At 53.4% G+C, this 24915-nt stretch carries 21 protein-coding genes; 14 read left to right on the plus strand and 7 right to left on the minus strand.

The genetic code is table 11. From position 1 onward, the window contains the following. Positions 1-3 precede the first annotated feature (3 nt). Positions 4-693, plus strand: coding sequence for a lipoprotein-releasing ABC transporter ATP-binding protein LolD (gene lolD, locus CDH47_RS09735; RefSeq protein WP_100639795.1), 690 nt, complete (start codon positions 4-6; stop codon positions 691-693). On the opposite strand, the gene CDH47_RS09740 is transcribed toward lolD, so the two are convergent. After that, positions 681-1226, minus strand: coding sequence for a DUF2062 domain-containing protein (locus CDH47_RS09740; RefSeq protein ID WP_100639672.1), 546 nt, complete (start codon positions 1224-1226; stop codon positions 681-683). The two genes, lolD and CDH47_RS09740, sit on opposite strands and share 13 nt — an antisense overlap. Before the next feature lie 58 nt (positions 1227-1284). On the opposite strand from CDH47_RS09740, the gene CDH47_RS09745 reads away from it, so the two are divergent. From CDH47_RS09745 to murB, 9 genes are all read left to right on the plus strand, one after another. Then, entirely contained in the window at positions 1285-3714 is a 2430-nt protein-coding gene (locus CDH47_RS09745; RefSeq protein WP_100639673.1) for a DNA internalization-related competence protein ComEC/Rec2, read from the plus strand. A gap of 72 nt (positions 3715-3786) precedes the next feature. Beyond that, positions 3787-4413, plus strand: coding sequence for a MotA/TolQ/ExbB proton channel family protein (locus tag CDH47_RS09750; protein ID WP_100639674.1), 627 nt, complete (start codon positions 3787-3789; stop codon positions 4411-4413). Between the two features lie 5 nt (positions 4414-4418). Beyond that, on the plus strand, positions 4419-4844 hold the full coding sequence (locus CDH47_RS09755; RefSeq protein WP_100639675.1) for an ExbD/TolR family protein: 426 nt from the start codon (positions 4419-4421) through the stop codon (positions 4842-4844). Then, a complete protein-coding gene (gene msbA / locus CDH47_RS09760; RefSeq protein ID WP_100639676.1) occupies positions 4841-6616 on the plus strand; it encodes a lipid A export permease/ATP-binding protein MsbA in 1776 nt (591 codons plus the stop codon). Before CDH47_RS09755 ends, msbA begins: the two co-directional genes overlap by 4 nt. Continuing rightward, positions 6613-7635, plus strand: a complete 1023-nt coding sequence (gene lpxK, locus CDH47_RS09765) for a tetraacyldisaccharide 4'-kinase (RefSeq protein WP_100639677.1) — start codon at positions 6613-6615, stop codon at positions 7633-7635. The genes msbA and lpxK overlap by 4 nt, the downstream gene beginning before the upstream one ends. 34 nt (positions 7636-7669) lie before the next feature. Further along, the gene (locus CDH47_RS09770; RefSeq protein WP_100639678.1) at positions 7670-7858 is read left to right on the plus strand and encodes a Trm112 family protein; all 189 of its coding nucleotides are present in this window, start codon (positions 7670-7672) and stop codon (positions 7856-7858) included. A 28-nt stretch (positions 7859-7886) separates the two neighbouring features. Then, on the plus strand, positions 7887-8702 hold the full coding sequence (kdsB, locus tag CDH47_RS09775) for a 3-deoxy-manno-octulosonate cytidylyltransferase (RefSeq protein WP_100639679.1): 816 nt from the start codon (positions 7887-7889) through the stop codon (positions 8700-8702). Continuing rightward, on the plus strand, positions 8699-9178 hold the full coding sequence (locus CDH47_RS09780) for a low molecular weight protein-tyrosine-phosphatase (RefSeq protein WP_100639680.1): 480 nt from the start codon (positions 8699-8701) through the stop codon (positions 9176-9178). Before kdsB ends, CDH47_RS09780 begins: the two co-directional genes overlap by 4 nt. Further along, on the plus strand, positions 9175-10203 hold the full coding sequence (gene murB, locus CDH47_RS09785; protein WP_100639681.1) for a UDP-N-acetylmuramate dehydrogenase: 1029 nt from the start codon (positions 9175-9177) through the stop codon (positions 10201-10203). Before CDH47_RS09780 ends, murB begins: the two co-directional genes overlap by 4 nt. 89 nt (positions 10204-10292) lie before the next feature. Here the strand turns inward: murB and CDH47_RS09790 are convergent, their stop codons facing one another. Then, the gene (locus tag CDH47_RS09790) at positions 10293-12023 is read right to left on the minus strand and encodes a proline--tRNA ligase (protein ID WP_100639682.1); all 1731 of its coding nucleotides are present in this window, start codon (positions 12021-12023) and stop codon (positions 10293-10295) included. A 99-nt stretch (positions 12024-12122) separates the two neighbouring features. Next, on the minus strand, positions 12123-12620 hold the full coding sequence (locus CDH47_RS09795; protein ID WP_100639683.1) for an Lrp/AsnC family transcriptional regulator: 498 nt from the start codon (positions 12618-12620) through the stop codon (positions 12123-12125). Positions 12621-12766: 146 nt separating this feature from the next. On the opposite strand from CDH47_RS09795, the gene leuA reads away from it, so the two are divergent. Then, positions 12767-14470: a 2-isopropylmalate synthase gene (gene leuA, locus CDH47_RS09800; protein WP_100639684.1), complete on the plus strand. Its 1704-nt coding sequence runs from the start codon at positions 12767-12769 to the stop codon at positions 14468-14470. Positions 14471-14565: 95 nt separating this feature from the next. Here the strand turns inward: leuA and CDH47_RS09805 are convergent, their stop codons facing one another. The 3 genes from CDH47_RS09805 to xseA form a co-directional block, all read right to left on the minus strand. Beyond that, positions 14566-14775 (minus strand): cold-shock protein, encoded by a 210-nt coding sequence (locus CDH47_RS09805; RefSeq protein WP_100639685.1) that lies wholly within the window; start codon positions 14773-14775, stop codon positions 14566-14568. A gap of 100 nt (positions 14776-14875) precedes the next feature. Beyond that, positions 14876-16789: a propionyl-CoA synthetase gene (locus tag CDH47_RS09810; protein WP_420843674.1), complete on the minus strand. Its 1914-nt coding sequence runs from the start codon at positions 16787-16789 to the stop codon at positions 14876-14878. Between the two features lie 48 nt (positions 16790-16837). Next, positions 16838-18217 (minus strand): exodeoxyribonuclease VII large subunit, encoded by a 1380-nt coding sequence (gene xseA / locus CDH47_RS09815; protein ID WP_420843675.1) that lies wholly within the window; start codon positions 18215-18217, stop codon positions 16838-16840. Between the two features lie 221 nt (positions 18218-18438). Here xseA and guaB point away from each other — a divergent pair, with 221 nt between their 5' ends. The 3 genes from guaB (at position 18439) to CDH47_RS09830 (ending at position 23822) form a co-directional block, all read left to right on the plus strand. Then, positions 18439-19902 carry an IMP dehydrogenase gene (gene guaB, locus CDH47_RS09820; protein ID WP_100639688.1) on the plus strand — a complete coding sequence of 488 codons (1464 nt, stop codon included), beginning with the start codon at positions 18439-18441 and terminating at the stop codon, positions 19900-19902. A gap of 62 nt (positions 19903-19964) precedes the next feature. Then, entirely contained in the window at positions 19965-21542 is a 1578-nt protein-coding gene (guaA, locus tag CDH47_RS09825) for a glutamine-hydrolyzing GMP synthase (protein WP_100639689.1), read from the plus strand. A gap of 231 nt (positions 21543-21773) precedes the next feature. Further along, positions 21774-23822 carry a sensor domain-containing protein gene (locus tag CDH47_RS09830; protein WP_100639690.1) on the plus strand — a complete coding sequence of 683 codons (2049 nt, stop codon included), beginning with the start codon at positions 21774-21776 and terminating at the stop codon, positions 23820-23822. A gap of 61 nt (positions 23823-23883) precedes the next feature. Here CDH47_RS09830 and CDH47_RS09835 read toward each other — a convergent pair whose 3' ends face one another. Beyond that, on the minus strand, positions 23884-24915 hold the full coding sequence (locus CDH47_RS09835) for a zinc-dependent alcohol dehydrogenase family protein (protein WP_100639691.1): 1032 nt from the start codon (positions 24913-24915) through the stop codon (positions 23884-23886).

The raw sequence follows: 24915 nt of genomic DNA on the forward strand, positions 1-24915 counted from the left end.
GCCATGAAGGAGACAGCTCTTGTCATTGACTGCCGGCAGGTTACCCGCACCTACACCCAGGGGCCGGAAAAACTGACCATATTCTCGGACATCTCCCTGGAAGTTGCAGCCGGTGAAACTGTGGCTATTGTGGGAAGCAGCGGCGCCGGAAAAACAACGCTGCTGAACCTTCTCGGCGGGCTCGACAAGCCCTCCACCGGGCAGATTTCAATCTGCGGAAAGGATATTCATCGTTTATCCGAGGCGGGCAGAGCGCGGTTTCGCAATCGCCACCTGGGGTTTGTTTACCAGTTCCACCATCTGTTGCCGGAATTCACCGCGCTTGAGAATGTCATGATGCCCTGTGTTCTCGGTAGCCTGTCAGTTAACGATGCGCGCGCCCGGGCCGAGGCAATCCTGCAAAGAGTTGGGCTTGCTGAGCGGTTGGAACATAAGCCCGGGGAACTCTCAGGAGGAGAGAGGCAACGTGTGGCCATCGCCCGCGCGTTGGTCAACGAGCCGGATTGTGTGTTGATGGACGAGCCCACAGGCAACCTCGACGAGCATACGGGCGAGGGGGTTCGAGCGCTTATTGAATCTTTACGGGATCAATTGGGGACTGCGTTTGTCATGGTTACCCATGATATGAAAATGGCGCGAAGCCTTGGGCGGGTGCTGAGACTTGAGCAGGGCCGGTTGGTTCAGGAGGCTTGATCGCGGGAGCGCCGCAGTTCCCTGCGCGCCCTGCGGCGCAGTTGCCAGTCTGTGCGGATTTTCCGGCGCCAGAGGAATTGTATTGCCAGATAGGCTATGCATGCAGAAACGGTGGCCACAACCATCGAGCCAAGGTATAGCGGAATGCCAATTTCCAATAATCTCTCGCTGAGCCAGGGCCACGAGAGCTGCAGGTCGAAGCTCAGTACTGGCCGGTTAAGTGCCCAGGCACCTACCTTATAATTGAAATAGAACAAGGGGGGCATGGTAATCGGGTTGCTGATCCAGACCAGCACAACAGACAGCGGCAGGTTCGCATTGAACCAAATGGCAAAGAAAGCGGCTGCAAGCATCTGGAAAGGCATGGGGATTAAAGCGAAAAACACCCCGATCAGAAATGCCCGGGAAACACTGTGTCGGTTGATGTGCCATAGGTTGGGTTCATTCAGGATATCGCCAAGAAATCCAAGCGATTGCATCGCTTGCACCTTTTCAGGTGATGGCAGATAACGTTTCATGAACTTCTTTGGCATTGGGAAGCTCTACCTTCAAGTAGAATGAAACTCTGGCGGCTAAGGATGTTGCCGACAGATGAAATTATCAGGAGGACAAGGATTGTCCGGAAGCTCTACAGTATTGGGCGTTTTCGCCTTTTCCTGCGGCGTCATCTTACTTTATAGATTGGAGGTGTTGCCAGCTCAAGTATGGTTGCTTGCCGCCGCCATACCGGTTTTATTGTGGTTTTCACCGCTACGAAGGTTATTGCCACAGTCGTTTCTTTCCCTTGTGGCAGGGCTTTTGTTGGGTGTGGCCTGGGCGGGCTTGTGGGCCCACGAACGCCTTGAGCAAAGGCTTCCTGAGGGGGTTGAGGGCGAAAAGGTCCAGGTTTCAGGTTACGTCTGCAGCCTTCCTTCGGTTGGCAGTTTTAACAGCATTCGCTTCAGCTTCTGTGCGACTCAGTGGTACGGGCTTTCACTGACCCCGGAAGCGCACAAGGCTCTCCCCAAAAAGTTGCGCCTGGCATGGTACGGCCAGCCTGGGGCCATGCTTCCCGATAATCAATTACGACTCACGGTGGTCCTGAAGAGGCCCCATGGCTCTTTGAATCCCGCAGGCTTCCGTTATGAGGACTGGCTTTTTCGCCAAGGCTATCGCGCGACGGGCTCTGTGCGGCATGCGACTCCGGACTCTTCTGTCATCTGCTCATACAAGTGTCTGTATCATTACTATTACGCCAGTTTGGCGCATTGGGTAGATCAGCGCTTTGGTCATGCCCGCCACCATCCTTTAATTGCTTCTTTGATGATTGGTAATCGCGGGCATCTGACTTCAGAGCACTGGGATGTTTTAAAGGCGACTGGCACCATACATCTGGTCGCTATATCGGGCCTTCACTTGGGGTTAGTGGCCCTGGGAGGCGGCTTCGTTGCTCGCCGATTCCTGCTTGCAGCGTTCTCTTACCGGCTTAGTGAGCGCTCCGTGCGTTTGGCTGTGTTTACCGTAGTGTTTAGTGCTTGCTTGCTATACGCGCTGGCAGCGGGTTTTACGGTGCCTACACGCAGAGCGCTGGTTATGGTGGCAGCTGGCAGTTGGATGTTGTTGAAAGCCCGTGAGGTTTCTGTGTGGCAGTCCTTTGTAATGGCGCTTGGACTTGTGCTCTTGCTTGATCCATTTGCCTCGCTGGATCAAGGGTTCTGGCTGTCGTTCGGGGCTGTGTCTGTACTGATTTATGTTTTCGCCGGCCGATTGGGTGGCACAGGCTGGCTGGCGGGCTTGTTTGTAGCTCAGGGAGCTGTGTTTGCCGGGCTTTGGCCGCTACTTGAAATGGTCGGGCAGGGCCAGCCGGTTGCCGGCTTACTTGCCAATATTTTGGCCATCCCCTGGGTTTCGATTGTTCTAATGCCTGTACTCCTGATTGGTGGGATTTTGGTAGCACTGTTTCCAGTTCTGTCAGAGCTGGTCATTCCTCTGATGGATGCAGCGCTTGGCGTTATGTCGGGGTTTCTTGGATGGGTTGCCAGCATGGCTTGGCCCGTATTTTATGGAAGCATTTTCGAAATTATCGGATTTGCGGTGTTGGTGTTGCTCATAACATGGGTTCCCTTTCGGGCGTTCAAGGCGGTCGGTATAGCTATCGCGTTAAGCTGGAGCCTTGCAGCAAGCTTTCCCGCTGATTCGGGTAACCCGAGTGTTGCGCAACCCGAAGTCAGAGTTTGGGATGTGGGCCAGGGTCTCTCAGTTATGTTGAGGGCTGCCGACCAGGTATGGCTTTATGACACCGGGCCAGAGGTGAAAGGCGTTTTCTCAGCCGCGGAATCCGTGCTGATACCCAATCTCAAGGCTCTGGGAATCAAACGTATCGATACGTTAGTTATAAGCCATGCCGACAGCGATCATTCCGGCGGAATTAACCAGATTCTGGCAGAGTTTAACGTTGGCCGGATTGTGACTGGTGAGCCCTCCGCGGTTCGTTCCAGGCTCGAGCGAGGCGAGCCAGTGAGTGTTGTTACGTGTGCGGGCGAGGATGTGCTGGGAGATGAGTTGCTGCTCTCATTCTGGCGGGCAGAAGGCAAGCTCAAAGGCAATGATGCATCCTGTGTTCTTGTTGCACGGCAGGGTGATGTCGTGGAGTGGTTTTTCCCTGGAGATATCAGTTCTGGCACTGAGGCCTTGTACCTGGAGGCGTCCAGAGCAAAAGTACAGGATCGCCGGCCCCCGGATCGCGTTGTAATTGCGCCTCATCATGGCAGTAAAACGTCATCTTCCGAGGCTTGGGTTCGAGAGCTTGCGCCAGGGCTGGTGATCTACACAGCCGGATATCGGCACCGATACGGCCATCCTCATAAAGACGTAACTGCGCGTTACCGGAGTGTCGGTGCTCTTGCGCTTAACACAGCTTGTTCGGGCAGTCTGGTGATGAAAATGATTGACGGGGTTGTGGAAACCACAGAAGCCCGCCATACGGCGCCCTTCTGGATTGCTGGCCCGGGCCTCACCAGAGCCGAGTGTAAAATACCGTGACATTGCGGGTGTGGCCTCGACCTGCAGCTATGCTAAAGTAGCGCGGCTTGTTAACAATCAGGGAGATCAAGCGTGTTCGAGCTGTTGAAAGCTGGTGGCATTCTTATGGTGCCAATCGTTGCCTGTTCCATTTTGGCACTTGCGATTATTCTGGAACGTTTCTGGACCCTACGGGCGTCCCGGGTTGCGCCACCTCAGACCATTAATGAGCTTTGGCGCTGGATCAAGAAAAAAGAACTGAATGGCCGCAAACTGAAGGCGCTGCAGAGTTCTTCCCCTTTGGGGCGTGTGCTTGCTGCCGGGCTCATGAATGCCAAACATGGCCGTGAGATCATGAAAGAGAGTATTGAGCACGAGGCCACGCAGGCTATTCACGAACTCGAGCGTTTTCTGAATCCGTTGGGAACAGTCGCAACAATAACGCCGCTGCTTGGTCTCCTGGGCACGGTCATCGGCATGATCAAGGTTTTTGCAGAGATCCAGCTAGCGGGCGTGGGTAATGCGGGCAATCTTGCGGGAGGTATATCCGAAGCCTTGATAACTACCGCTGCTGGATTGAGCATCGCTATCCCGGCATTGATTTGTCACCGTTATTTCATCAGGCGGGTAGACGAGCTGGTGGTAGGCATGGAGCAAGAAGCCATCAAGCTGGTTGAAGTTGTGCACGGTGACCGCGAAATTGACGTAGAAGGGGCCTGAACGCCGTGAAGTTCACACGCCAGAGAAGCCAGGAAGTTGGGGTTGACCTGACGCCGTTGATCGATGTGGTGTTCCTGCTGTTGATTTTCTTTATGGTCTCAACAACCTTCACTCGGGAAAGCCACTTGCAGGTAGAGTTGCCGGAGGCCAGCGGTGAACCATCTTCGGCTTCAGAGGTAAAGCAGATAGACGTTGTTATCAACGCCGAAGGACAGTACATCCTTAATGACAAGGCTTTGGTGAACAATCGCCGTGAGACCCTTGAGCGGGGAGTGAATGAGTTGTCCGAAGGCGACACCGCGCTGCCGTTCGTTATTACGGCTGACGCTCGCACTCCCCATGAGTATGTGGTCAGAGCCATGGACGTTGCGGGGCGCCTGGGCTTTGCCAGGCTGAGCATTACCACAGAACGTGAGGCCGACAACCAGTGAGCGATGCAGTTCCGCCACCAGTCCCCCAGGTTAAACCCGGTGATAGCTGGCAAACATACAAGCGCCTGTTGGCGTATGTTAAACCGTTTTGGCTGGCGTTTTCTCTGGCGGTTGTGGGCAATGTTATTTATGCAGCCGCCTCCACAGGCATGGCTGCGGCTATGGAGTACGTAATAGCTGCGATTGAAAACCCCACCGAGCAAAACCGGATTCTGCTGACGGCATTGATTGTGGGGGTGTTTGCCTTCCGTGGGCTGGGAACCTTCATGAGCCAGTATTTCATCAGTTACGTTGGCCGGCAGGTCATCAACTCCCTGCGTACCGATGTGTTCAACCGGCTAATGACCCTGCCGTCCCGTTATTTTGACGAAAACGCGGCCGGGCGACTGGTTTCAAAGCTGACCTTTAACGTAGAGCAGGTGGCAGAGGCCTCAACCAATGCCATCACGATTACCCTGCGGGAAGGCCTGACCATTGTCGGCCTGCTCGGCTTTATGCTGTATACCAACTGGAAGCTGACGTTGGTTTTTCTCGCCGTCGGGCCCTTAATCGCAGCGGTAGTAACCTACGCCAGCAAACGCTTCCGTAAAATCAGCCAGCGTATTCAGGGGTCCATGGGTGACATAACCCATGTGGCTTCGGAGTCTATTTCCGGCTATCGGGTGGTTCGTACATTTGGTGGTGTCGAGTATGAAAAGGCGCGTTTTCAGGAGGTTAATGATAAAAACCTGAAGCAAAGCCTGAAAATGGCCTCAACCCAGGCGATCAGCGTTCCTGTGATTCAGCTACTGGTGGCCATTGCGATTGCAGCGCTTGTCTGGACCATGCTGGCCCCGGAGATACGGGGCGAAATGACCACCGGGCAATTGGTTGCTTTTATTACGGCCGCCACCACCATGGCCAAGCCGATCCGCCAGGTAACCTCTGTGCATGCCAAGATTCAAAAGGGGGTTGCCGCCGCTTATGATGTCTTTGAAACCATTGACGAGGCGCCGGAACAGGACCCTGGTACTTTCGCCCCGGAACGGGTGGAGGGCAATATTGAGTTCGACAAGGTATCGTTTCGCTACAGGGACCAGTTCGACAATGTACTGGAAGACATCTCCATTGATATACCTGCAGGGCAGAGCGTAGCGCTTGTGGGGCGCTCTGGTAGCGGTAAATCAACGCTGGTAAGCCTGCTGCCCAGGTTTTACGAGTACACCGGTGGTGATATTCGCATTGACGGCCATTCCCTCAAGGATTTTTCCCTGAAAGCATTGCGGCGCCAGATAGCGCTGGTAACTCAGAACGTGGTGCTGTTTAACGACTCTATTGCCGCCAACATTGCCTATGGCGCACTTCGTCAATGCAGCCGGGAAGAGATTCGCGACGCAGCAGCCAAAGCCCACGCCCTGGAGTTTATCGACCGCATGCCGGAAGGGCTCGATACCATGATTGGTGATAACGGCGTGATGCTTTCCGGTGGCCAGAGGCAACGGCTGGCCATTGCCAGAGCCCTGCTGAAAGATGCCCCCATTTTGATTCTGGATGAAGCAACCTCGGCGTTGGATACCGAATCTGAACGACACATTCAGAAGGCTCTGGAAACAGTGATTCAAGGGCGAACTACTCTGGTTATTGCTCACAGGCTTTCAACCATAGAAAGCGCCGACAGGATTCTGGTTATGGATAACGGGCGCATTGTGGAATCCGGGCGCCATGAAGAGCTTCTTGCCTCCAATGGCGCCTATGCCCAGTTACATCAAATGCAATTCAGTGAACACTCATGAGCGGCTTGGTAGATCGCCTCTGGTACGGTAAAGGCCGGCCCCTGTTCTTGTTGACTCCTTTTTCGTGGCTCTACCGTTCTGTTGCTGAAGCAAGGCGGCGCAAAGCGACCAGGGAATATACCCAAAAGCTACCGGTGCCTGTTGTAGTGGTGGGTAACATCACCGCCGGAGGTACGGGCAAGTCGCCTTTGACTGCCTGGCTTGTGAATACCATGAGGGCGGCCGGCTGGCATCCTGTCGTTCTCAGCCGGGGGTATGGTGGCAAAGTTTCAGATCTCCCGCTACTGGTAACCCAGGATACATTGCCGTTCATTGCAGGCGACGAACCAGTAATGTTGGCTCAGGCAACGGGTGCACCTGTGGTGGTTGACCCGGACCGGCGCCGGGGTGCTGCGTTCGTCATCGACAATGCACTGGGTGATGTTTTGATCAGCGATGATGGGCTTCAGCATTACAAGCTACCACGTGATATTGAGATATCAGTGTTTGATGGCACTCGCGGTGTAGGCAATGGCGCACTGATCCCCGTGGGACCACTGCGTGAACCACTAAGCAGGCTGGATACGGTTGATTTTGTGATCGTGAACGGTGCAGCCAAAGCCGATGGGGCTGGCCGTGTTCCCCCGGAAGCGATGGCGGATATCAAACACCCCCACATGTATGCCATGAACCTTCAGCCTACGCGCCTGGTTAATCTGAAAACCGGAGAAACCCGTTCGCCTGAAAGCCTCCAGGGTCAGAAAATCCGTGCAATCGCCGGTATAGGAAACCCGACGCGTTTTTTTGATACGCTCAAGGCACTGGGTGCAAAGTTAATTGCCGTGCCTTTTCCTGATCATCATCGTTTTCGCCCTGAAGACCTCGGATCTGAAGCCGGACACATGTTGGTGATGACAGCCAAAGATGGTGTTAAATGCAAAAGCTTTGCACCGGATAATGCCTGGGTGCTTCATGTGGAGGCAAGTTTGCCCGAGGCCTTTTCAGAGGCAGTTCTTGAACAATTGCGGGCGAGCTTCTGAGCGCCTGTTTTCTAACTATCAGTGAGATTGCACTATGGACAAAAAGCTTGTGGCGCTGCTTGCTTGCCCGGTTTGTAAGGGTGAATTGAAGCTCAACGAGGCGAAAACAGAACTTATTTGCTACCAGGACGCCATGGCGTTTCCGATTCGTGAAGGCATTCCAGTCATGCTCGCGACGGAAGCTCGCACCCTCTCTACTGACGAGCGCCTACACAAAAGCTGAATAACCCTTTCTGCAGGATCGAACCCCTATGTCTTTTACGGTTGTGATTCCGGCTCGTTATGCCTCCACTCGTTTACCCGGTAAGCCGCTGCTGGATATTGCTGGAAAGCCGATGATTCAGCATGTTTGTGAGCGCGCCTCCGAAAGCCAGGCAAGCCGCGTGGTTGTAGCCACCGATGATATGCGTATCCAGGCGGCTTGTGAGACCTTTGGCGCGGAGGTGGTTATGACATCGCCCAATCATGTCAGCGGTACCGATCGCCTTGAAGAGGTGGTGCGCAAGCTTGGATTGGATGCTGACCACCGTGTGGTGAATGTGCAGGGGGATGAACCCTTGATTCCGGCTGCACTGATAGACCAGGTGGCTGATAACCTGGAGCGCTATCCGGAGGCTGCAATATCGACACTCTGTGAACGACTTCATGACGTGGAGCAGGTGTTCAACCCGAACGTGGTTAAGGTGGTATTTGATGTTGAGGGCATGGCGCATTACTTCAGCCGTGCCCCGATTCCCTGGGCACGTGATCACTGGCGCGATATTGGCAAAGATAACCTGACATCGCCCAGCGCCGGGGCTGCACTGAAGGACGGTACCGGATACTTCCGCCATATAGGCATATACGGATACCGCGCAAGGGTGCTTGGCGAGTTTGTTTCCTGGGCACCAGCGCCTACCGAGCAGGCGGAATCACTGGAGCAGCTCAGAGCGCTGTATAACGGCGCCCGTATCCATGTGGAGGTTGCCGTTGGAACGCCGCCGGCGGGCGTAGACACAGAAGCTGATCTGCAGCGTGTAAGAGCCTGGTTGGCTAAATCGATTAAAGCAGGAGAAAGTGAGGAATGAGTATGCAAGCCAGTGTGCTTTTTGTGTGTCTTGGCAATATCTGCCGTTCTCCAACCGCAGAGGGTGTATTTCGTAAACTGGTGGAGAAGGCTGGATTGCAGGAGCAGGTTTACATTGATTCCTGCGGCACCAGTAATTGGCACATAGGTAAGGGGCCTGACCCCCGCTCAATAGAAGCGGCAAGTAGCCGTGGGGTTGATATCACTAACCTCAAAGCGCGGCAGTTTACCGAGAAAGATCTGGATACCTTTGATTATGTAGTGGTGATGGATCGCCAGAACCTGGCCGATGTAAAAGACATCTGGCACCAGAATGGCGGCTCCAAGCCCACATTGTTTCTTGAGTACGGCAGCTCTGATCTCACTGAGGTTCCCGACCCTTACTACGGAGGTGAGGAAGGATTTGAGCATGTGCTTGATCTGATTCAGGAGGCTGGAGAGGGTTTGCTTCGGGATATTCAGGAGCGTATGGCGTGAGCCACGGGGCGGAACTTCAGGAGATGGTTGGGCTTTCAAAGCTCAATACCCTGTGCGTGTCCGCAACAGCAAAATACTACATAGATGTTGAAAGCCTGGATGACCTGCATAACGCACTGGCGTTGGCGCAAAAAAAAGGACACCAGACGCTGGTTCTCGGGAGCGGCAGTAATCTGGTTTTTGCCGGGGACTTCGATGGCCTGGTGATTCGAATGCGAATAGCGGCGCGCTATTGGGAGCAGGTTGACGATACAGGTGCGACATTGGTTCTGGGCGCCGGTGAGAACTGGCATGACGCCGTACTCTATGCAGCAGGAGCCGGGTATCGGGGCATTGAAAACCTGGCGCTGATTCCCGGCACGGCGGGAGCGGCGCCGGTGCAGAATATCGGTGCTTATGGTGTGGAGCTTTGCGATACCCTGATTTCTGTAACGGCCCTGGATCGTGAATCCAACGAGCTTGTGTGCCTTGATAATTCGGAGTGTGGCTTTGCCTACAGGGATAGCCTGTTCAAGCGCTCGCCCGGGCGTTACATCATTAGCGAGGTCAGGCTCCGGCTGTCCCGAACAAAACCCTTGCAGCTTGGTTACAGGGATCTTGAGGAATACCTCGGAGATACCGCCTCGCAGGATATGGATCCTTTAACGGTAGCGGAAGCCGTGATGGCGGTTCGCCGCCGAAAATTGCCAGACCCGGAAATGATTCCCAACGCAGGCAGTTTTTTCAAAAATCCGATTGTGCCTTCCGAGAAGTTCGATGAACTGCAAACCAGGTACCCACAGGTGGTTGGCTACCCCCAGAATGCCACGGTAAAGCTGGCGGCCGCCTGGTTGATTGATCAGTGTGGCTGGAAAGGCTATCGCAATGGCAAGGTGGGTGTTCATAACCGACAGGCATTGGTGCTGATCAACCACTCGGGCGGAACCGGGGCAGATATACTGGAATTGGCTTCTGAGATTCGTGAGTCGGTGCAGGAGCGCTTCGGTGTGGCTCTGGAGATGGAGCCTGGAGTGGTCGGGGGCTGAATGCCTCGAACGAGTACCAGGCCCCGCGTTGCCTGTGGTTCAAGGCCTTGTAGCCGGCCTTGAACCCGATTTCATTACTTTCTCTTCGATCAGACTTTCAGAGGCGATGCCTTGGTAAGCACCGGCAGAGCGTCTTCAATGGCAATGTCCTGCTTGTCTGCGTCTCTGCGTCCTTTGTACTCCAGGGTACCGGCCGTTAAACCACGGTCAGAAATGACAAAGCGATGGGGGATGCCCATCAGCTCCATATCGGCAAACTTCACGCCCGGGCGCTCTTTGCGGTCGTCCAGCAGTACATCGTAGCCGGCCTGCTGCAACTGCTCATAGAGCTTCTCGCCAGCTTCCGCAACCGCAGGGGTTTTGTGGGCATTAAGTGTAACGATGGCCACCTGGAAGGGCGCGATAGCATCCGGCCAGATAATGCCTTTTTCATCGTGATTCTGTTCAATAGAAGCCGCCACGATGCGGGATACGCCAATGCCATAGCAGCCCATATCCATGATTACGGTTTTGCCGTTCTCATCAAGAACCGTCGCGTTCATGGCGGTGCTGTACTTGTTGCCCAGTTTGAAAATATGGCCAACTTCAATGCCTCTGCGGATCTCCAGAGTGCCTTTGCCATCCGGGCTGGCATCGCCTTCAACAACGTTACGGATATCTTCAACCCGGCCCAGGGGCAGGTCGCGCTCCCAGTTAACGCCCGTCAGGTGGTAGCCTTCTTTGTTGGCGCCGCACACAAAATCTGCCAAGTGCGCTGCGCTACGATCCACAATTACTGGCACATTCAGGTTTACCGGGCCGATGGAGCCGGCTTTGCAGCCGATAGCAGATTCTATTTCTTCATCGGTCGCCATGGTCAGGGGTTCTGCCACGCCTTCCAGATTTTCTGCTTTGATTTCGTTCAGCGTGTGGTCGCCACGCAATATCAGGGCGATCAGGCCAGCATGGCCTTCTTCATCGGCTTGCGCTTTAACCAGCAGGGTTTTCACCGTGCGGGTGGCGTCGACGTTCAGAAATTCTGAAATGGCTTCAATAGTCCGCTGGTCCGGCGTTGCTACTTCCTTCAGTTCTTCAGCCGGAGCCGGGCGATCGCCAGTCGGAGCAACCGCTTCGGCCTTCTCAATGTTAGCGGCATAGTCGCTCTCTGTGCTGAAAACGATATCGTCTTCGCCAGAATCTGCGAGTACGTGGAATTCATGGGATGCACTACCACCAATGGCGCCCGAATCAGCCTGTACCGGGCGATAGTTCAAGCCCAGGCGATCAAAGATAGCGCAATAGGTGCGGTGCATAACCTGATAGGTTTCATCCAGAGACTCGGCGTTCACGTGGAAAGAATAGGCGTCTTTCATGATGAACTCGCGGGCACGCATAACACCAAAGCGGGGACGGCGTTCGTCGCGGAACTTGGTTTGTATCTGGTAGAAGTTGGCCGGCAATTCCTTGTAGCTGTTCAGCTCATTGCGAATCAGGTCGGTAATGACTTCTTCGTGGGTAGGGCCAAAGCAGAAGTCACGGCCATGGCGGTCGTTCATCCGCAGCAGTTCGCCGCCGTACTCCTCCCAGCGGCCAGATTCCTGCCAGAGTTCTGCTGGCTGAACCGCCGGCATCAGCACTTCCTGAGCGCCGCTTTTGTCCATTTCTTCACGAACAATCCGCTCAACCTTGCGTAAGGTTCGAAGGCCCATGGGTAGCCAGGTGTAGAGACCTGCCGCCAGTTTACGGATCATGCCTGCACGCAGCATCAACTGGTGGCTGATAACCTCCGCGTCAGACGGTGTCTCTTTCTGGGTTGCAATCAGATAACGGCTTGCTCGCATTGTGGTTTCCGTTCATTGGTGTTTCGTAGAAGGGTATTTTATAAAGTGGCGTTTATTGTACGGAGCCAACCGCACAAGGTACAGATTGTACGTGTAGTATCAGGATAAATACCCCAGTGGCAGGGCGGTTGTATCTATCACCCGTTTGAGCACGAAGCTTGAATGAACACCACTCACGCCCTGAATCCGGGTAATACGGTTGAGCAAAAAGTGGTGATAGTGGTCCATGTCTGGCACCACCACCTTGAGCATGTAGTCAGCATCGTGACCGGTCACCAGGTAGCACTCCAGGATTTCCGGGTATTCGTTTACCTGCTCCTCAAACGACGCAAAGCGCTCCGGCGTATGCCTGTCCATGCCAATCAGAAGCACCACCGTCAGGGACAAGCCCAGTTTTTTGTGATCAAGGACCGCAGCCGTGCGCACAATAATACCGGCATCCTCAAGCGCTCGAACACGCCTCAGGCAAGGAGAAGGGGATAGTCCTACTTTTTCTGCCAGTTGCTGATTTGTCAGGGAGGCATCGTTTTGTATCTGAGCCAGAATTCGCCGGTCTATTTTGTCAATTTGTATGAGTGTTTCTTTGTTTTTGAGCATAATCTTGCCGTATATGGGTATTTGTGAGAATAACTGACTATAAAATTAGCCTGATAGAGCGAAATTCGCAATCACCTGTCGCCCGGAACAGGTTAAACTGTTAGTTCCTTCTGATTACACCCGAACTGTTACGGAGTACAACAAACATGGCTTTTGATCATCGCAAATACGTGCCCTTCCAACCGATCGCTAAAACTGACCGTCGTTGGCCAGACAAGGTAATCGAAAAAGCACCCACCTGGTGTGCGGTGGACCTTCGCGATGGCAACCAGGCGCTGGTTAAGCCCATGAATGTTGCCCAGAAGCAGCGCCTGTTCGATTTGCTGGTCAAGCTCGGGTTCAAGGAGATCGAAATCGGTTTTCCGGCCGCGAGCCAGCCAGACTTTGATTTTTGCCGCAAATTGATTGAGGAAAACCGGATTCCTGAGGATGTAAAAATCCAGGTGCTGACCCAGGCGCGCCCAGAGTTGATTGAGCGCACCTACGAGGCGCTTAAAGGCGCAAAACGCGCCATCGTTCATGTTTATAACTCCACCTCAACAGTGCAACGGGAGCAGGTATTCGGGCTGGATCGTGCGGGTATTCGTGATATCGCGGTGAATGGCGCAAAACTGGTTAAAGACTTGGCTGCGCAGCACCCGGAAACAGAATGGACGTTTCAGTATTCTCCTGAAAGCTTTACAGGCACGGAGATGGATTTTGCCGTTGAGGTTATTGATGCAGTAACCGGCGTATGGCGCCCGGAGGAAGGGCAGGCGGTAATTATCAACTTGCCAGCAACTGTCGAAATGTCTACGCCAAACGTGTTTGCAGATCAGATTGAATGGGTGTGTGACCAGGTTCGCCATCGCGAGCATATAAGCATTAGTGTTCACACCCACAACGACCGCGGTTGTGGCGTTGCTGCGGCGGAACTGGCCGTTATGGCCGGAGCAGATCGCGTGGAAGGTACGCTGATGGGCAATGGCGAGCGCACCGGCAACATGGACTTGGTCACTATGGCTATGAACTTGTACTCCCAAGGCATTGATCCGATGCTGGATTTGTCAGGCATGGCAGAAATAACCGAAGTTGTTGAAGCCTGCACTGAAATTTCCACCCATCCGCGTCATCCATACGCTGGCGAGTTGGTATTTACAGCCTTCTCCGGCAGTCACCAGGATGCCATTCGCAAGTGCCTGGCACTGAGAAACGAAGGTGATAAATGGAACGTGGCGTACTTGCCCATTGATCCATTTGACCTGGGGCGCAGGTACGAAGAAGTGGTTCGTATCAATAGCCAGTCCGGAAAGGGTGGTGTGGCCTATGTTCTTGAGCGGGATTACAACATCAGCTTGCCGAGATGGTTACAGATTGAATTCAGTAAGGTGGTTCAGCAATCTGCGGAAACCAACGGCGGTGAAATTGATTCTTTGTCGATTCATAACCTGTTCGAGCAGCGGTATCTGAAGGTGCGGGATGAGTGGGCATTGCGCGGCTATGATCTGCATAGGGATGAACAGGGCGTTTACGCCGAGGTAACGTTTGGCAGAGAGTCTGCACCGATGCGCCTTGAGGGTCGCGGTCTTGGCGCTGTGGAAGCGGTCTCTGCCGCGTTGGAGAAGCGCTTCGGGCTTGCTATAGCCGTAGAGGCTTACGACGAGTTTGCCCTGGGGGAGGGTACCCGCGCCAATGCTCTGGCCTGCATACGCCTGACGGCCGGAGACAAGCTTTGCAGTGCTGCTGCTTTGGCTGAAGATACCACCTCGGCTACTTTGCAGGCGTTGTTGTCTGCGGTCGCCCTGGCGGTTGAGCTGAAAGCTATGGGCGAAAGCCAGGAAGCCAAGGCTGATCCAGCTATAAGTGCGTAAGCAGAAACCAATAAAGCAGAAAACAACAAGCCGGCACTCGTGCCGGCTTGTTGTTTTCTCATTCCCGTGAGGGGCAGAGAACGAAGAAAAACGCCTTATAGAGGCGTTACGTTTTCCGCCTGTGGGCCTTTGGGGCCCTGTGTTACGGTAAACTGCACCTGCTGACCTTCTGTCAGTGTGCGGAATCCGCTTGAACTGATGGCGCTGTAGTGAACGAAAACGTCACTGCCGCCATCTTGAGCAATGAAGCCAAAGCCTTTAGCTTCGTTAAACCACTTTACGGTGCCTGTTACTGTATCTGACATTGAGCTTTCCTGTATCTCTGAGATTTCCCCCCACGGGGCGCTGAAGATTTTCCACAGCAAAATCAGTATAGACCGACTTCATGGGTCGTCAACACGAATATCAGCGGTGGAGTTGCTCACTGATTTCCTCAAGAATGACAGGATCATCAATGGTGCTTGGTACGGCGTATTCTTCTCCGTCGGCAATCTGGCGAATAACCCTTCGCAGAATCTTTCCCGAGCGAGTCTTGGGCAGGCGGTCTACGACCAGGGCTCTGCGGAAACAGGCGATTGCGCCTATCTTCTCACGGACCATCTCGACGAGCTCTTCTTCCAGTTCGTCGTGATCAATGGTAGCTCCGTCTTTTATCAGCACCAGGCCCAGAGGAATCTGGCCCTTCATGTCGTCATGGGCGCCCACTACGCAACATTCGGCAATGGCGGGATGGGACGCAACCACTTCCTCCATTTCACCGGTTGAGAGGCGGTGGCCAGCCACATTGATGACATCATCTGTGCGACCCATAACGAAGACATAACCGTCTTCATCAATATAACCTCCATCGCCTGAGCTATAAAAACCCGGTATCAAATTCAGATAACTGTCCTGGAAGCGCTTATCATCGCCCCACACAGTTACCAAGCAGCCAGGCGGAAGAGGAAGTTTCACTGCAATCTGGCCTTGTTCTCCCGGAGGTACCCGGTCGCCACTGGCATCCACAATCTGTACGTTATAGCCGGGTGATGGAACGGTTGCCGAGCCGGGCTTGGTGGGCAAAACTTCAATCCCAACCGGATTGCAGCAAATGGCCCAGCCGGTTTCTGTTTGCCACCAGTGATCCAGTACGGGGAGCTGAGTATGTTCCCGGAGCCATTCATAGGTGGGTGGGTCCAGTCGCTCGCCTGCCAGGAATATGCGCCTAAGGGAGCTGATGTCATAGCGGGAGAGTTGATCAGCTTCAGGATCTTCCTTGCGCACCGCACGAAAAGCCGTAGGTGCCGTGAATAACAAGTTTACTTTGTGCTCTTGCACCACGCGCCAAAAGGCGCCGGCATCAGGGGTTCTTACTGGTTTACCCTCATAAAGTATGGTTGTGCACCCGGCAAACAGTGGCGCGTATACAATGTAGCTGTGGCCAACTACCCAGCCCACATCAGAGGCAGCCCAGAATACGTCGCCCGGGTGAGCGTCATAAACCAGCTTCATGCTGTACTTGAGTGCTACTGCATGGCCGCCGTTGTCTCTTACGACACCTTTAGGTTTGCCGGTAGTGCCAGAGGTGTAAAGCACATAAAGTGGATCAGTGGCTTTCACAGGCACAGGGCCGGTGGGCTCAGCGCTTGCCATCAGGTCGCCCCAATCGTGATCGCGACCAATCTGCAGTTGAGCTTTTACCTGCGGACGCTGATAAACCACGCAGAAATCCGGCTTGTGGGACGCCTGCTCAATGGCTTTGTCCACAAGCGGTTTATATTCGATGACCTTTGTAACTTCTATGCCACAAGATGCCGTAATCACCGCTTTGGGTTGAGCGTCGTCAATTCTTACCGCGAGTTCGTGGGCAGCAAAGCCGCCAAACACGACCGAGTGAACCGCACCAATACGGGCGCAGCCCAGCATCGCAATAGCAGCCTCCGGAATCATCGGCATATAGATGATTACTACGTCGCCTTTATTGATTCCTTGTGCTTTCAGGGCCCCGGCAAAACGTGCGACTTCGTCAGTGAGTTCTGAATATGTATAGCTGCATTTGGTGCCTGTTACTGGCGAGTCGTAAATGAGAGCTTTTTGATCCCCACGTCCGGCGCGTACGTTGGCATCCAGAGCTACGTCAGAGGTATTGAGAGTGGCATCCGGAAACCAGCGGCCATGGCCATTATCGGTGGCTTCCCAGATACTTTCAGGCGGCTGGAACCAGTCAATACTGCCCGCCTTGTCGCGCCAGAACTCTTCCGGGTTATCAATGGATCTCCGGAACTCTGAGTTGTAGTCCATACCTTCTGCCTCGTAGTGCTTGAGAGTTTTTATTGTCAATAAATCAACTTTAGGCTCTTTGAGGCGGTGATCCAGTAGACCATCGGATTAGTCTTTGGTGGGGGTGAGCCAGTTGCTCTGTGTGTTGACGGATTTTACCTCGGCGGTAACAGTGCCGTTTGCAACATGAGCAGAGATCTGATCGCCGGCGGAAACGTCTGGTGCGTTACGGATGATCTGGCCACGTTCATCGCGCACAATGGCGTAACCGCGCCCGAGGGTAGCCAGAGGGCTGACCAGGTTAAGGCTCCCGGCTGTATGTTCCAGTTTGTCCTGAAGTTTGGCCAGCACCCCCTGCATGGCCTTGTCCAGTTGGGAGGTGGAACGCTCAAGGGTTTCGCGGTTGCTTATAAGTTGTTTGCGAGGGGACTGCATGGCAAGCCGTTGCGCCAAATGAGTGCTGCGTATCCGGGACTGGTTCATGCGTTGCGCCATGGCTGAGCCAAGCCGTAGATCCAGGCCATCCAGGCGCTGGGCTTTTTCCTGAAGTTCCCGCCGTGGGTCCCGAAGGCGCGCAGAAAGATGCTCCAGCTTGGCACCCATTCGCTGAAATGCTCTCTTAACGGCATTTTCAAGCCGGAACTCGCGATCATTCACTTGCCGGAGCAGGTCTTTTTGGTCGGGTGTGACTTTTTCTGCGGCGGCGGAGGGCGTGGGTGCCCGAAAATCTGCTACAAAGTCGGCGATGGTGATGTCGGTTTCATGGCCAACAGCGCTCACTGTTGGAATAGGGCAGGCTGCGATGGCTCGGGCTACCGCTTCCTCGTTAAAACACCAGAGATCTTCCAGTGAGCCCCCACCTCTCCCGATAATCAGTACATCAGCCACCCCGTGTGCCTGTGCAAGGCCAATGGCCCTTACGATTTCGGCTGTAGCAGGCTGGCCCTGAACGGTTGTGGGGTAGACGGTAACCGGAATGCCAGGGCAGCGCCGAGCGAGCACGGTAAGAATATCGTGTATGGCAGCCCCCGTTGGAGACGTCACTACGCCGATATGTGAGGGCAGCGTGGGAATTGGCTTTTTACGAGCCGTTTCAAACAGGCCTTCGGCCTGCAGTTTGCGTTTCAATTTCTCAAAGGCTTGTTGCAGTGGGCCAAGACCTGCAGGTTCAATGTGCTCGACAATAATCTGGAAGTCGCCGCGGTTTTCGTACAGGGTCACTTTCCCGCGAATACGAACCTTGTCGCCTTCCTTGGGAATGCTGCGAATGCGCTGATTCATGCCACGGAACATGGCACAACGAATCTGGCACTTTTGATCCTTCAGGGAAAAGTACCAATGGCCGGATGAGGGGCGTGACAAGCCGGAAAGCTCACCTTCAACCCATACCTGCATGAAGCTGGATTCCAGCAGGTGCCTGGCCTGATGGTTCAGTTCGCTGACTGAAAGTGCTCTGGGCCGGGTATCCTGAAAAGCATCGTTCACCAAAAACTCCTGATCGGCTTATACGCAATAGCCGAAAAAAATGGGTGTAATTTACTGGAATTTCAACTACATGCGGTAAATGACAGGAAATTGTGCAGTTTACTGGCCTGCAACACACCTTTATAATAGGCCGATTACGCATTTTACTTTGCGGCTGCACTCTGTTTTATCTCCGGGTGCCGCACGGAAGGTTCAAATTTAGCACGTTCAAAAGGCCGATCCCAATGCTGCGAATTGTCGAAGAAGCTCTCACATTTGATGATGTTTTGTTGGTGCCCGGTTATTCCGAGGTTTTGCCGCATCAGGTAGACCTGCGCACCAAACTTACCCGGACGATTACGCTGAACATACCGCTGGTTTCTGCGGCCATGGATACGGTTACCGATGCAGAGTTGGCAATTGCCATGGCCCAGGAAGGTGGTATAGGCATCATGCACAAGAACATGAGCCCTGAGCTGCAAGCAGCTGAAGTTCGCAGGGTCAAGAAGTTCGAAAGTGGCGTGGTAAAAGATCCCATCACCGTTAGCCCCAAGAATACCGTGCGCGAGTTGGTGGAAATTACCATGGCCAACAACATTTCCGGCTTGCCGGTGGTTGATGGAACCGAGCTGGTTGGCATAGTTACGGGCCGGGATATTCGTTTTGAAAGTGGTATGGATACACCTGTACACGAGATCATGACACCGAAAGACAAGTTGGTGACGGTGCAGGAAGGTGCAAGCCTGGATGAAGTTAAAGAGCTGCTGCACCGCCACCGTATTGAAAAGGTGCTGGTGGTCAATGCGGACTTTCAATTGCGCGGTCTGATTACCGCTAAAGATATTCAAAAGTCGAAAGACTACCCGTTGGCGTGCAAAGACAGCCAAGGACGCCTGCGAGTGGGCGCAGCAGTTGGAACCAGCGGCGATACAGAGGCACGTATTATTGCGCTGGCCGATGCAGGCGTGGACGTGATTGTTGTAGACACAGCTCACGGCCACTCGCTTGGTGTAATCGAACGCGTGCGTTGGGTCAAAAAGCATTACCCGGAGCTACAGGTGATCGGCGGCAACATTGCTACCGGTGAAGCGGCGATAGCGCTGGCTGATGCGGGTGTCGATGCCGTGAAAGTGGGTATCGGCCCTGGCTCTATCTGTACCACCCGCATTGTAGCTGGCGTGGGTGTGCCGCAGATTTCTGCCGTGTCCAACGTAGCGGAAGCCCTGAAAGACCGCGATGTTCCCATTATTGCGGATGGTGGCGTGCGCTTCTCTGGCGATATCTCCAAGGCTGTTGTTGCCGGCGCTCACTGCGTTATGATCGGCAGCCTGTTGGCGGGTACAGATGAGGCGCCTGGCGAAATCGAGCTCTATCAAGGTCGCAGCTATAAAGCCTATCGCGGTATGGGCTCACTGGGCGCTATGGGGCAGGGGTCCAGTGACCGCTACTTCCAGGACGCCAGCAAGGGCATAGAAAAACTGGTCCCGGAAGGCATCGAAGGTCGTGTGGCCTGTAAAGGCCCGATGCGCAACATTATCCACCAGTTGATCGGTGGCTTGCGTGCGTCCATGGGCTACACCGGAAGCGCGAGCATGCCAGAAATGCGCACCAAGCCTCAGTTTGTCCGCATTACCGGTGCCGGCATGCGTGAGAGCCACGTGCACGACGTAACCATTACCAAAGAAGCGCCAAACTATCGCGTTAGCTGAGAACAAACAGCATGAGTGCGGCTCAGGACAGAGTCGCACAGCTTACTTTTTCCGAGGAATCTATGGCTCACAATATTCACGACCACCGTATCCTGATTCTGGATTTTGGTTCTCAATATACGCAGCTAATTGCCCGTCGGGTGCGCGACATAGGTGTTTACTGTGAAGTCCGTGCGTTCGATATTACCGATGAAGAACTGAAAGAGTTTAATCCGAAAGGCATTCTGCTGGCCGGCGGCCCGGAGTCAGTAACAGAACTGAACTGCCCCCGTGCGCCAGAAGGTTTGTTCGACCGAGGCATTCCGGTGCTGGGCATCTGTTACGGCATGCAAACCATGGCCGAGCAACTGGGCGGCCGGGTTGCCAGTTCCGAAAAGCGTGAGTTTGGCTATGCGCAGGTAAAAGTGCGTGCCAAAGGCCCTCTTCTGCAAGATATTACCGACCACCTGACGGCAACGGGTGACTCCCTGCTCGACGTGTGGATGAGCCATGGCGACAAGGTTGTGGCTATGCCGGAAGGCTTTGAATTGCTGGCCTCTACGGAAAGCGCCCCTATTGCAGCCATGCAAGACGTGTCTCGCAACCTTTACGGGTTGCAGTTCCACCCGGAAGTGACCCACACCCTGCAAGGCAAACGCATTCTTGAGCACTTTGTTCTGTCCATCTGCGGCTGCGAAGCTCTCTGGACACCCGCCAAGATCGTTGACGATGCTGTCGCCAAGATTCGCGAGCAGGTAGGTACCGATAAGGTGCTGCTGGGTTTGTCGGGTGGTGTGGATTCCTCGGTGACTGCTGCACTGCTGCACAAGGCTATTGGAGACCAGCTTACGTGTGTGTTTGTCGATAATGGCCTGCTTCGCCTGAACGAAGGCGATCAGGTAATGGATATGTTCGGCAACAGCATGGGTGTGAAAGTTATCCGTGCCGATGCGGAAGACCTCTTCCTTGAAAAGCTTAAGGGCGTTAGTGATCCGGAGCAGAAGCGTAAGGTAATCGGTAACACCTTCATCGATGTGTTCGATGAAGAAGCCGCCCGTATCAAGGATGTTAACTGGCTGGCCCAAGGCACCATCTACCCGGACGTGATCGAATCTGCCGCATCCAAAACCGGAAAGGCTCATGTGATCAAGTCTCACCACAACGTGGGCGGCCTGCCGGAAACCATGAAGCTGAAGTTGGTAGAGCCTCTGCGCGAACTGTTTAAAGACGAAGTGCGCCGTATTGGCCTGGAGCTCGGCCTGCCGTACGACATGGTGTATCGCCACCCATTCCCGGGGCCGGGATTAGGTGTGCGGATTTTGGGGGAAGTGAAAAAAGAATACGCTGAGATTCTTCGCCGTGCTGACGCCATCTTCCTGGAAGAGTTGCACCGCGCCGACTTTTACCACAAAACCAGCCAGGCGTTTGCTGTATTCCTTCCGGTGAAATCTGTCGGTGTTGTGGGGGATGCCCGTCGTTACGAATGGGTCATTGCTCTGCGCGCCGTTGAAACCATCGATTTCATGACCGCTCGCTGGGCGCATCTTCCGTACGAGCTTCTGGAAACCGTATCTAATCGTATCATCAATGAGATCAGTGGAGTGTCACGGGTTACATACGACGTTTCTTCCAAGCCCCCGGCCACAATCGAGTGGGAATGATGTTTTCCCGGGTCGCGTCTGGTTAGTAATGCATGGATTCAAATTTCAAACCCCCATAACTGGGGGTTTTTTTATGTCTACGCAGAAGATGTACAAACTGTGACCAATTGCCGATTTTAGAGGCTAATACCATCTGGTATTCTGCGATTAAAGCTGCACCTCAAAGCGCGGGAATATGCAGAGTGTTTAACGGTTTCTTCGTACCACGAAAAAACAAGGCAGGTTAGAGATATGTTGAAAGGGCAGCCAGCAACCAGAGAATCTGTCCATCAATTGTTTGATGCCGTAGACGCTATTTCTGTTCAGGGATACGATCAGGAGCGTAGGGTAATATATTGGAATAAAGGCAGTGAATTACTTTATGGATACACCTCAGAGGAGGCGCTGGGGGGGAAATTAGAAGACCTGATTATTCCTGAAAGCATGCGTGAAGGAGTTATATTTGCCCACAGGAGGTGGGTGGTTGATGGTATTAAAATTCCTGCCTCAGAACTTGTTTTGCGTAATAAGAACGGACAAGGTGTAAACGTTTATTCAAGCCATGCAATGTTTGTAAATGAGCGCAATGAGTGCGAAATGTATTGCATTGATATTGACTTGGCTGATGTTAAAAAGGCCCAGGCCGAAGCGGCATTGAAGGACAATTGGCTCAAGGCTGTACACGAAGCCACGCCTGATCTTTTTTTGCTGATGAAGGAGAACGGACACATTGTAAACTTCCATGCCGGTGATTTTGAAAAGCCTTACGTTAATCGAGATGGGATTGTTGGAAGTAATGTTGTACATGTTTTCCCGGAAAAGGTTGCGTCCAGATTTCAGGCGCACATTGCCCAGTCAATAGAAAAAGATTGTGTGGCCAGCTTTGAGTATGAGCTGGAGTTGGCTGAAGGCACGAGTTACTTCGAGGCCAGGCTCAGGCACTTGAATAGCCACAGACAGGTAGTCGCTATTGTTAGAGATATAACTGAACAATATAAGGCGTCTGAACTGATAAAAAGGCAAGCTTATTTTGATGCTTTAACCTCACTACCTAACCGGTTTCTGTCCCTTGATCGCTTGTCACAAATGATCAAGGATATGGAGAGGCAAAAGAAGAAAGCTGCCGTCGTATTTCTGGATATAGATGATTTCAAAAAGGTTAACGACTCCTTGGGTCATGAGGTAGGAGATAAACTGCTGGTTGAGGCCGCTAACAGGTTGAGTCTGACGGTCCGAAAGTCCGATCAAGTGGGTCGTTTGGGCGGTGATGAATTTATCGTTTTATTGCGGTCACTGAACGACGGTTACGACGCAGTTCATGTTGTAGAAAATTTGCTGGATGTTTTTCGAGAGCCTTTCAGAATTGATGGCAGAGAGCTGATTCTGACAACAAGCATTGGTGTTGCTGTTTATCCGGAAAATGGTAATACCGCCACTGACTTGTTGCGTAATGCCGATACCGCCATGTACCAGGCCAAAGCCTCTGGACGAAACACGTTTTCGTTTTTTACAAAAACAATGAATGACATGATTGTTCGCCGACTGGAGGTGGAAGAGCAATTGCATGGCGCATTGGAACGTAATGAATTTGAGGTTTACTACCAGCCTAAGTTCGACGTCCAAAGTGGCGATATGATTGGCGCAGAGGCATTACTGCGCTGGCATAATCCGGCTTTAGGAAGTGTAGGGCCAGATGAGTTCATCCCTATCGCGGAACATACCGGCTTAATTGTGCCTCTTGGAAGATATGTTATTCAGCAAGCGCTCAGGTTTTTGGTCGAGTGGAGGAGCTTGAACGAGCGGAGCTACATAATGGCGGTAAACCTGTCTCCCCGCCAATTCAGGGATAAAGAGCTGGTTGGTTATGTCGAAAAATGTCTCAGAGATGAAAATGTAGCGCCCGAATGCCTGGAATTCGAGATTACTGAAGGCGTGTTGATGGCGGGCCAGTCGTATGTAGATGATTCACTGAACGCACTTCATCGGCTAGGCATCAAGTTATCTATGGATGACTTCGGAACAGGGTATTCATCTTTAAGCTATTTGCGACAGTATAAGTTCGATGTGCTGAAGGTTGATCGTAGCTTTGTTAGCGGGATTACCAGAAACAGGGAGGATCGGGACCTGATAATCGCAGCTATAGCAATGGCTCATAGCCTGGGGTTGCGTGTTGTGGCAGAGGGGGTAGAGACGGGCCAGCAGCTTGGCTTGTTGCGTGAATTAGGATGTGATACTGCTCAGGGTTATTATTTTAGTAAGGCTTTGCCTGCACAAGCGATGTTGGATTTTCAGCATTCATAAACTCACAACGCAGATTCTGCGTTGTGAGTCTTCTCCTCGGGTGGCAATCGGCTTCAGGCACTTACTCAGCCGTTAACAGCATTTTGATAGCTTGCTCTTTTGCCGCTTCGCTGAAGATGTCGTAAGCCTTTTCTATTTCGTCAAGCTTGAAGCGGTGAGTGACCAAATCTTCTGGCTTGACACCGCCACTTTCCACTACTCTCATCAATACAGGAATGGTGTCCGTATTCACCAGGCCCGTGCGCAATGTTATGTTCTTGATCCACAAGTCCTGCAGCTTGAACTCAACGCTCTTGCCGTGCACCCCTATATTGGCAACATGGCCGCCTGCGCGCACAATGCTCTGGCAGACATCAAAGGTTTCGGGGATGCCCACCGCCTCCATGGCAACGTCGACCCCTTCGCCATCAGTCAGCTTGTTGATGGCTTCAATTGGGTCGCTGGCTATGGTGTCTGTGGCGCCGAGCATCTTGGCCATGGCCAGGCGATTTTCGTCCGGGTCGACCATGATTATTCGCGCGGGTGAGTAAAAGCGCGAGGTCATCAGGGCGGCTAATCCAATGGGGCCAGCACCGACTATGGCGACTGTGTCACCGAGTTTTACTTCACCGTTGAGGGCGCCAATTTCGTGCCCGGTGGGCAGAATGTCGCTGAGCATTACGGCTGCAGCGCGATCCATATCGTCCGGCAGCAGATAAAGGCTGTTATCCGCATGGGGTATGCGAACGTATTCCGCTTGGGTTCCGTCGATCAGGTGGCCCAGAATCCAGCCTCCGTCACGGCAATGGGCATAGACGCCGCGCTTACAGTAGTCGCAGCGGCCACAGGAGGTAACGCAGGAGATCAGCACTTCGTCTCCAACCTTGATGTTGCTTAAGCCTTGACCGACCTGTTCTACAACGCCAAGGCCTTCGTGACCCAGAATACGGCCGGGGGTGACTGCAGGCACGTCGCCTTTCAGGATGTGCAAGTCGGTACCGCAGATGGTCGTGTGTGTGATGCGAACCACCGCATCCGTGGGGTTTTCAATTATTGGCTTTGGTTTATCTTCCCAGCTGCGTTTGCCAGGCCCGTGAAATACCATTGCTTTCAT

It is taken from the genome of Marinobacter salexigens (genome assembly GCF_002806945.1).
GTDB classification, from domain to species: Bacteria; Pseudomonadota; Gammaproteobacteria; order Pseudomonadales; family Oleiphilaceae; genus Marinobacter; species Marinobacter salexigens.

Bases quoted from the DNA above. Each gene is read 5' to 3' on its own strand.
- lolD (WP_100639795.1), top strand. From the start codon at position 4: ATGAAGGAGACAGCTCTTGTCATTGACTGCCGGCAGGTTACCCGCACC.
- CDH47_RS09740 (WP_100639672.1), bottom strand. From the start codon at position 1,226: ATGCCAAAGAAGTTCATGAAACGTTATCTGCCATCACCTGAAAAGGTG.
- CDH47_RS09745 (WP_100639673.1), top strand. From the start codon at position 1,285: ATGAAATTATCAGGAGGACAAGGATTGTCCGGAAGCTCTACAGTATTG.
- lpxK (WP_100639677.1), top strand. From the start codon at position 6,613: ATGAGCGGCTTGGTAGATCGCCTCTGGTACGGTAAAGGCCGGCCCCTG.
- CDH47_RS09770 (WP_100639678.1), top strand. From the start codon at position 7,670: ATGGACAAAAAGCTTGTGGCGCTGCTTGCTTGCCCGGTTTGTAAGGGT.
- kdsB (WP_100639679.1), top strand. From the start codon at position 7,887: ATGTCTTTTACGGTTGTGATTCCGGCTCGTTATGCCTCCACTCGTTTA.
- CDH47_RS09780 (WP_100639680.1), top strand. From the start codon at position 8,699: ATGAGTATGCAAGCCAGTGTGCTTTTTGTGTGTCTTGGCAATATCTGC.
- CDH47_RS09790 (WP_100639682.1), bottom strand. From the start codon at position 12,023: ATGCGAGCAAGCCGTTATCTGATTGCAACCCAGAAAGAGACACCGTCT.
- CDH47_RS09795 (WP_100639683.1), bottom strand. From the start codon at position 12,620: ATGCTCAAAAACAAAGAAACACTCATACAAATTGACAAAATAGACCGG.
- leuA (WP_100639684.1), top strand. From the start codon at position 12,767: ATGGCTTTTGATCATCGCAAATACGTGCCCTTCCAACCGATCGCTAAA.
- CDH47_RS09805 (WP_100639685.1), bottom strand. From the start codon at position 14,775: ATGTCAGATACAGTAACAGGCACCGTAAAGTGGTTTAACGAAGCTAAA.
- guaB (WP_100639688.1), top strand. From the start codon at position 18,439: ATGCTGCGAATTGTCGAAGAAGCTCTCACATTTGATGATGTTTTGTTG.
- guaA (WP_100639689.1), top strand. From the start codon at position 19,965: ATGGCTCACAATATTCACGACCACCGTATCCTGATTCTGGATTTTGGT.
- CDH47_RS09830 (WP_100639690.1), top strand. From the start codon at position 21,774: ATGTTGAAAGGGCAGCCAGCAACCAGAGAATCTGTCCATCAATTGTTT.
- CDH47_RS09835 (WP_100639691.1), bottom strand. From the start codon at position 24,915: ATGAAAGCAATGGTATTTCACGGGCCTGGCAAACGCAGCTGGGAAGAT.